Annotated in this window: 4 protein-coding genes; 2 read left to right on the forward strand and 2 right to left on the reverse strand. The window is 58.0% G+C overall.

The features are described 5' to 3' along the window. Positions 1 to 195: 195 nt before the first annotated feature. Together VGE80_RS16625 and VGE80_RS16630 are read right to left on the reverse strand one after the other, a co-directional pair. Positions 196 to 1,494, reverse strand: coding sequence for a DUF1501 domain-containing protein (locus VGE80_RS16625; RefSeq protein WP_373652886.1), 1,299 nt, complete (start codon positions 1,492 to 1,494; stop codon positions 196 to 198). A gap of 107 nt (positions 1,495 to 1,601) precedes the next feature. After that, positions 1,602 to 4,448: a DUF1549 domain-containing protein gene (locus tag VGE80_RS16630; RefSeq protein WP_440593444.1), complete on the reverse strand. Its 2,847-nt coding sequence runs from the start codon at positions 4,446 to 4,448 to the stop codon at positions 1,602 to 1,604. A gap of 340 nt (positions 4,449 to 4,788) precedes the next feature. Between VGE80_RS16630 and VGE80_RS16635 the strand changes: the two genes are divergently transcribed. Together VGE80_RS16635 and proB are read left to right on the forward strand one after the other, a co-directional pair. Beyond that, positions 4,789 to 6,552 (forward strand): ArnT family glycosyltransferase, encoded by a 1,764-nt coding sequence (locus VGE80_RS16635; RefSeq protein ID WP_397569404.1) that lies wholly within the window; start codon positions 4,789 to 4,791, stop codon positions 6,550 to 6,552. A gap of 305 nt (positions 6,553 to 6,857) precedes the next feature. Then, entirely contained in the window at positions 6,858 to 7,997 is a 1,140-nt protein-coding gene (gene proB, locus VGE80_RS16640) for a glutamate 5-kinase (protein ID WP_440593445.1), read from the forward strand. The last annotated feature ends 21 nt before the right edge of the window (positions 7,998 to 8,018 follow it).

Genomic DNA, 8,018 nt, shown 5'->3' on the forward strand with positions numbered 1-8,018 from the left:
AGAGGTCAACGCAACTCGAAAACCAGTTCTGACATGGCCTATCGGGGGCTGATCAGAATCTGAACGGATTGCTGAATGAAACAACCCTTCGCAGACGAATGTCGTCTGCGAAGGGTTTTCGCTTGATGCGGTGAAACGGGTTGCCCGGCAGTGACTCGGTCCCGGCCAGCAGCGGCAGAGACTCAGAGTTTGACCTCAGGCCAGCAGCCCGGGAATTCCGTGGGATGCGGGGTCGGCAATCGGCACCGGTCGTCCGTCGATATCGAACGATTTGGAGGTGTCGACGCCGACGGCTTGCAGGTACGTGTGGAACAGGTTCGCATGGTCCACCTTACCGTCGATCACTTCGGTTCCATTGTCGTTCGTCTTCCCGATGACGGCACCCGGGGTCACGCGACTGCCCCCCATCAGGACGGACCAGGCTTTACTCCAGTGGTCGCGGCCAGACAGATGGTTGATATGAGGCGTGCGACCGAACTCTGACAGGACGACGATCAGGGTGCTTTCGAGCATTCCGCGATCGGCCAGGTCGGCGACGAACGTTGCGAACGGTTTATCGAATTCTCCGAGCTGCTCGATATGGAAAATGAAGTTTTCGTTGTGAGTATCGTAGTTCGAATGACTCACTTGAACGAAGGTGATACCGTTTTCCAGCAGGCGCCGGGCGAGGAGGCAGTGGCGGCCGAAATCATGCTTCCCGTAGCGGGCCTGGTCTGCTTCTGATTCCTTCGTTGCGTCGAAGATGTCTCGCTGGGCCATGAGCTGCTGGGCCTGCTCGTAGCTGTAGGTATACGCATCGGTGAGAGCCGTCCGGCGTCGCTGAAGGAAGCGTTCGTTGGCAGCACGGCGCAGAGTATTTCGCTGTTCGTCGGCCGCAGCATCAACGGAATCAGGCCGACTCGAATTCAGCGGCGGTTGTCCACCACCCAGGATGACGCCCGCGTACTTGGGGCCCAGGTAAGCGGAATCGTTCGTTCGACCACCCCCACCGGCAGTGATCTGGATGTGGCCTGGAAGCCCGCTGGATTCCGGGGCCAGTGCCTTGGCGGTCACCGCGCCGATGCGGGGAAAATCGTTGGCAGGCGTCTGACGGCGGCCCGTCAGCATCATATACGCCCCTTTTCCGTGATCGTCTTCTGCGGTATCGACACCCCGGATAATGGCCAGATGATGCATCTGTTTGGCCGTTTCGGGCAAGAGTTCGCAGATATGCGTTCCTGGAACGGAGGTGGGGATGGCGCGAAATGGGCCTCCGGTCGGGGCGCCGGGCTTCGGATCCCAGCTCTCCAGCTGGCTCAATCCACCATGCATGTTAAAGACGATGACCCGTTTCTGCTGCCGGGCCAGGTCTGCTGCGGTCGCGGGCCTCGTGAAGGTCGACAAACCACCCAGCATCACCCCCCCTGCCGCCATACTTCCCGAAGCGACGGCTCCGAGGAACTGACGACGAGCCATCAAATGGTCCCGCTTTCCACAAGCGTAGTTACAGTGCATGTTTCGATTCTCCATTTCGATGTCGTGCTGCTGGCAGCGCGGGACCAGTCGGGGAAGGACTTGGGGGCAGGTGTCGTTCTGGGGTGGACTATTACTGGGATGGACTATTAGTGGTTAAAACGGAATTCTGCAGACGTTAACAGCGACCAGATCAATTCCCGGATCGCCTGTGGCCGTTCCGTTGGCCGCGAAGCGAGATACGTCGCTGTTTCATTGACTTCTACTTCGGTCGGATTGCGGGTCAGAACGGATAGGTAGAGTTCATCAGTGAATGCTTTGGGGTCCGTCAGGGCCGCGAGCTTCTGTGCCAATGTGCCACTCGTCGCCCAGGCAATGACGGTTCCTCCGTTCGCGATGAACAGAGCCTGATCGGGAGTGGCGAAGAAGTCATCCTGGGGTTGTCCCGCAGAGGCACCGTACAGATTCACAAAAGGAGTGACGTTTCCTCGCATGCTCTCATTGAGTTGCTGTTCAACCCGAGCCTGGCGCTGCTTAGCGATCGCTGGATCTGCTGCGGCGGAGGCCTTCGGGATGGTCTTTTCGATTTCCGCATCTGCAGCAGGCCAGTGAGGCTCCAGGACGCCCGTGGCGTACAACAGAGCCCAGGCCAGTTGTTCGGGTGAAAGCTGCTTGAGTGGTCGAACCGCTCCCGCAACAGTCCAGAGATCAACCAGTTTTTCGCGACCAGAGGTGACCGACACTTGCGCGTCTTTCACCGCTGCGATTGCCTGTTCGACGCCAGCGGTTTTCTCGGCGACCCCCTGTTGACGAGCGGTCATTTCCTGTACTGCACTATCGAAGTTCCGAGTGGCCTGGGCCATGGTCGCTTCCAGTTCCTGCCGCGTCGACGACTGTCCGGAAACGCTGTTCGTGAGCTGGTCCAATTCATTCGAAATGGATACATGGCGGTCTTTCAGCTTTTGAGCCAGTAGCGCCAGATCACCGTCACCCGGCAGTTTCTGGACTGCGGTTTCGGTTTTGGTGAGGGCCTCGGCGACGGCCTGAACGACGGCCTGTTTTTCCGCCGCCTGTGCTTTTATGTCTTCAAGTGCTTTCGTGGCGTCGGCAAGATTTTTCTGAGCGACGTTGACGGCATTGGTCCGATTTGTGACTTCCTGCTGCTGGACTTCCGCCGCGCTGATGGCGGCCACGAGTTCTGCCTTCTTTGAGTCAATGACTGACGAGGAGGCTGCAATCGTGGTGAGACTCTGCTGGAGGCTTTCGTGAGACTGCAGAGCTTCGAGTCGCTTTTGGGCATACGCTGCTGCGGTCGCGTCTGCTTTGTGCTGGTTCCAAGCGACGATGAATGCCGCTTTCGCTGCATCGACCGGCTTACGCGCTTCCAGATAGGCCGCATAGGCTGCGTCAGCAGGAACGTATGCTTCCTGGAGTTTCGCCTTGAGGGGTTCCAGTGCGGCGGTCTGATCAGTCACCGCTTTCTGTGCAGCTTCCAGCTCGCCTGCCAACTGCCCCTGTTTTGCGACGAATGTGGCTGACGCGGCGGCGATTTCCTTATCGTTTGGCAAGAGCTTGGCGGCTTCTGCCGACTTGGCAACAGCTTCATTCAGGGCATTCACCGCCGCCTGTTTTGCCGTCGCATTGGCCTGAGACTTTGTCAGAGCGATCAAGGCGTCATCAACGGGTTTTTTCGCCGCCGTGACAGCCGTTTCCGCCGTTCTCCAGGCTGTTTCGGAGGCGGCTAAAGACGTTCTGGCGGTACGAAACGCTTCTTGTGCGGTGTCCGCGGCTTTTTGTGATTCGCTCGCCCGGGCCTTCAGTGATTCCCAATTGGCCTTGAGTGAAGGGAGCTGAGCCACGACAGAGGCGAGCTGAGTCGGGTCCTCTGTTGGTGGATCGATGGAGCGCTGGTACGCCTGCGAGAGCGCGATTTCCCGCAACAACCAGCGAACGTCGAATTTATTCGCCACGAACTCGTTGGTAATCAGGTCGAGTACGGCGGGGTTCGAGGGGGGATTGAGTGGATGATGCAGGTCGACCGGATGCACCAGACCTCGGCCCATCATGTGAGCCCAGAGTCGATTGGCGATATTGATGTTGAATTGCCGGTTTGCACCGCTGGCGGCGAGTTCCGCCAACTTGGCTCGGCGGCTGTATTTCGGAGCTGGCCGGACTCCCGGCAGCAGGTACGAGACATAATCTTCGCCCTGTCGGAGTCGAGGTTCGTCAATCTGGTCATCACCGGGTAGCTGGGGACGAATGCTTCCCTCGTCCTGAGTGAAGACGGATTTGTAAGTCGCTTCGCCGTCGGCCTTTTCGCCGAGATAGGTCACCTTCGCTGCTTCATCGGTGAAGACGACGGTGCGGTTAACGAAAGCGAAGAGTCCGTAGTAGTCTGTTTGCAGGTAGTGGTCGACGATCGGATGGTCATGGCACTGGGCACATTGCAGGTCCATTCCGAAGAAGAGCCGGCCAATGTCGCGAGCCATGATGTTGGGTTCAGCGTCCCGGTCTAGGAAGAACTTGGCCGCAGGCCGCTTGTTCGGATCCGTACCGTCGGAGGCGATGATCTCGCGAGCCAGTTCGTTGAAGGGAACATTGTTGAGAAACGCGTTCTGCAGGTACTTCTGCCATTCCGGGGTATTGACGTACTTGTCTGGCCGACGTTCCATCAACATTACGTCGAAGACATTCGCCATGTGGATGGCGAATCGAGGGCTGTCCAGCAAACGTTGGATCAGGGCTGCTCGTTTGTCCGGCCCCTGGTCTGCGAGAAAGGCCCGGGCCTGCTCTGAGGTGGGGATGACTCCATGCAAGTCGAGTGTCACACGTCTTAGGAACTCCGCATCCGACGCCAATGGCGCAGTTGAGCCCGTCAATTCGGCCTGAATCAGTGCATCAATTCGAGGTGCCAGCGCTTCGGTCGCCTGAGCGATACCGCAGAAAAGCAAAACAATCAGACAACTCAGGGGTGAGTTCATGCGGGGCGGGAGCATAGGCGGGGTCCTCGCGTCGGAGGCTGTGGGGCAGTTGGCACGGTGTCGTCAGCATGACTTGGGATCCGCTGAATCTTTTTATTGACTCGGAAGATATCCCGCAGCACATAAACGCATCGGTCATTCTTAATACATAGCAGTCGACATCCCGCTTCGTCAACCGAATTTGCCGAAGAAGCTTGGAATGTGCCGAAAAGAATCCTTAATCTCTGCGCCGAGAAGACTCAACCTCCAGCAGAGGTAGTTTGGGTAGAATTTGCATTTGGGAAACTGCATCCTTCGATTGTGGAGGCAGTTACGTTTAGTTTGTTTTTATGGTCCGCTCGGGAAGGCCGTCAGGATGCAGCAGAAGACCGGACCAGAGAAGCCTCTGCGAGCCCCGCGGTGGAACAAGTTCCCGTGGTCATTGCTCGCAATGGCTTTCTGCACCTGGGTTTGTGTTGCGCTCTGTGTCGACCCCGCGGGCAGTTATCCAGGGCGACCGCAAGGTCCCGGGCTCACCGTGGATGAGATTTTCAACGTTGAACAAGGGATCTATCTGATCGAGCAGACGCGGGCTTTAGGGTGGTTGAACCTCGTTCCGGGAACATCGCAGGAAGCGTATCGTCCTCAAAACGGCTACAACCCCGACCATCCCCCCTTGGGACGTTTCTGGCTGGGACTTCACCATCATCTGACATGGTGGCTGTCTCCCCCACGGGATCCCGCCGGAATTGCCGTTACTGCTTGCGCTCGAACGGGTTCAGCAACTGCGCTCGCGCTGCTGGTACTCCTGCTTGGAACCGTTGCGACAAAGTGGTCTGGTAAGGGGGTGGGAGTCATGACGGCGCTCTCTGTTGTCCTGATGCCCCGTCTTTTTGGACATGCTCACCTGGCGTCGCTCGAGACCGTGACCAATCTCACCTGTTCGGCTGCGGTCCTGGGGGTGGCAGCGGGTTGGAACGGAGCCGCTCGCCCGAGCTGGAAGTGGGCCGTGTTCGCTGGAGTTCTGCTGGGACTGGCGTTCCTGACGAAAATTCAGGCCATTATGATTCCCATCCCCGTCATCTGCTGGACGTTGTGGCGGTGGGGACGGCGTGGGCTGCCTGTACTGGTGGTCTGGGGACTGGCCGCGTTCGTCGTGTTTATCGCGAGTTGGCCCTATCTGTGGATCGACCCTTTCGCCCATTTGAAAGAGTACCTCGGGCGAACGACCGATCGCATGACGCTTTACGTCTGGTATTTCGGTCAGCGCTACGCCGATAAGAGCGTTCCCTGGCACTACCCCAGTTTGATGTTCCTGATGACTGTACCCCTCATCCTGCATTTCGTGGGGGGGGTTGGTCTGTTCAGCAGGACTCTGCAAACGCGTTCCGTGTCAAAAGATTCTGACAATAAAACTCCGCTAGCAGGAGGTCGTGGAGTCGTCCAGGCACCATCCGCTTCGCTGACGCCTGAGTTTTACCGCGACATCCTACTGCTCGGCTGTCTGGTATTCCCGTTGCTGGTGTTTTCCCTTCCCGGGGTGGCTGTTTACGACGGGGAACGATTGTTTCTGACCAGTTTCCCCCTGTGGGCCATCTTCGTCGGACGTGGTTGGCTGTCGCTGGATCACTGGCTGGCGGACCGCACCAAGTCGCCCGTGGTCGCCAAGGCGGGTTGCCTGCTGCTCCTGGTCTGTGCAGCCTATCCGCTGGTCACTTTTTCCCCGTGTCACCTGTGCTATTACAATAGTGTGGAGCGGATGCTTTCCCGGTTTCAGCAGGATGATGCACCCCTCTTCGAGATCGACTATTGGGGCGAAGGAGTGACCCGCGAATTGCTTCAGGAACTGGTGGCGGCGGTTCCGGCCAATTCCACCGTTGGCATTACACCGACGCTGCATCAGTTCCAGGCCGATGATTACCGCATCCAGTCTCCTGTACTACGAAGTCACGGGATTAAGTTCGTCGAATTCTCGCCCGATCAGCCCAGGCCCGACTATTTGCTCGTCTATCGCCGACTGGCCGACCAGTCGTTCCGCGGGACGTCTGGCTCTGCGGGAGAAATCGTCGCCAAGACCACCCGTGACGGTCGCCTTCTTGCTTATCTGCTCCGGCTTGGCCCGCAGAGTAGCTCGCCCTGACTCTTGAGCGAGGTCGTTGCCGAGGGGAAGCCACACCTGCCACGCCTGTGGGATCGTGACACGAACTGCAGTTGCCCAAGCTTCGTCTGGAACGGCTTCGCGATTCAGCCTCTTGCGGCCCTGTCAGGGTGTCGAGACTCGGTGAATTTCACTGACGAATCAAATGATTTTGCGGTCTGGATAAACGATTAGGGTAATTTTTCTTGTGGCTGCTAGAATTGCCAGCCGATTTCAGGTGCTGGAAGCCTTCGCCAGCCCCAAGTCTGATTCGTTTTCGCTCCGAATTCCCGAAAGTATCTGTCGTGATGACACTCGATCGTCGACGTGAGGTCCTGAAGAACGTCAAAACCCTGGTTGTCAAAGTGGGGACCAACGTCCTTTCGACCGACGACGATCGGCTGGATTCCGACCGGATCGCCTCACTGGCCGAGCAACTTCATCGCATTTGCGAGTCGGGCGTCAATCTGGTGATGGTCTCAAGCGGAGCCATTGGCGCAGGGATGGGACTGTTGGGACTGAAAGAGCGGCCCAGGGACCTGTCTCACCTCCAGGCGGCCGCCGCAACGGGGCAGGCGCATCTCATCCACATTTATGACAAGGCCTTTCGTCCCTACGGGTACCATGCCGCGCAGTTACTGCTCACGGCGAATGATTTCAAGAATCGGACGCGCTACCTTAATGTTCGGAATACGTTGCGGACGCTGGGCGAATACTCGGTCATTCCGATCATCAATGAGAACGACACGATCAGTACGTCGGAGATCAAGCTGGGAGATAATGATCGACTGGCGGCCATGGTTGCGGGACTGATCCAGGCTGATCTGTTGATCATTCTCTCGGTCGTGGATGGTCTGCTGACCGGTGACCCGACGAATCCCAACAGCCAGCGGATTCCGTTGGTGGAACGCTTTGACGAACAACTGCTGAGTCTCGTGGGATCCTCCAAAAGCTCGCGGGGGACAGGCGGAATGGGAACGAAGCTGGAAGCGGTTCGTACGGCGACGGCGGTGGGTACGAACGTGATGATCGCTGATGGGAAGCGTACCAATGTGCTGAATGAACTCCTTGCGGGGGCAGACATCGGAACTTTGTTTCTCGGCGAGGGAGACGGAGTTTCAGCCTGGAAACGCTGGATTGGCTATACGTTACCTCCCAAGGGGCGGCTGGTGCTGGACGCGGGAGCCCGTCGGGCTGTTGAAGAGTTAGGCAGGTCACTGCTGGCAATCGGTGTCGTGCGGGTGGAAGGTGACTTTGCCAAAGGCGAAGTGGTATCACTCGTCGATCAGTCAGGGGCCGAATTCGCCCGAGGCCTGACGAACTATGATAACCTTGCGGCTCGTGCGATTGCGGGAAAAAGGACGGACGAAATCGCCAGAGAGACTTCCGTGCCTTACGCAGAGGTCATTCATCGCGATAATCTGGTGGTGACCAGTCTGGCCAAGTGACGGCCTCGACCGGATGATTCC

Origin of the sequence: Schlesneria sp. (genome assembly GCF_036405755.1) — a bacterium.
Classification (GTDB): domain Bacteria; phylum Planctomycetota; class Planctomycetia; order Planctomycetales; family Planctomycetaceae; genus Schlesneria; species Schlesneria sphaerica.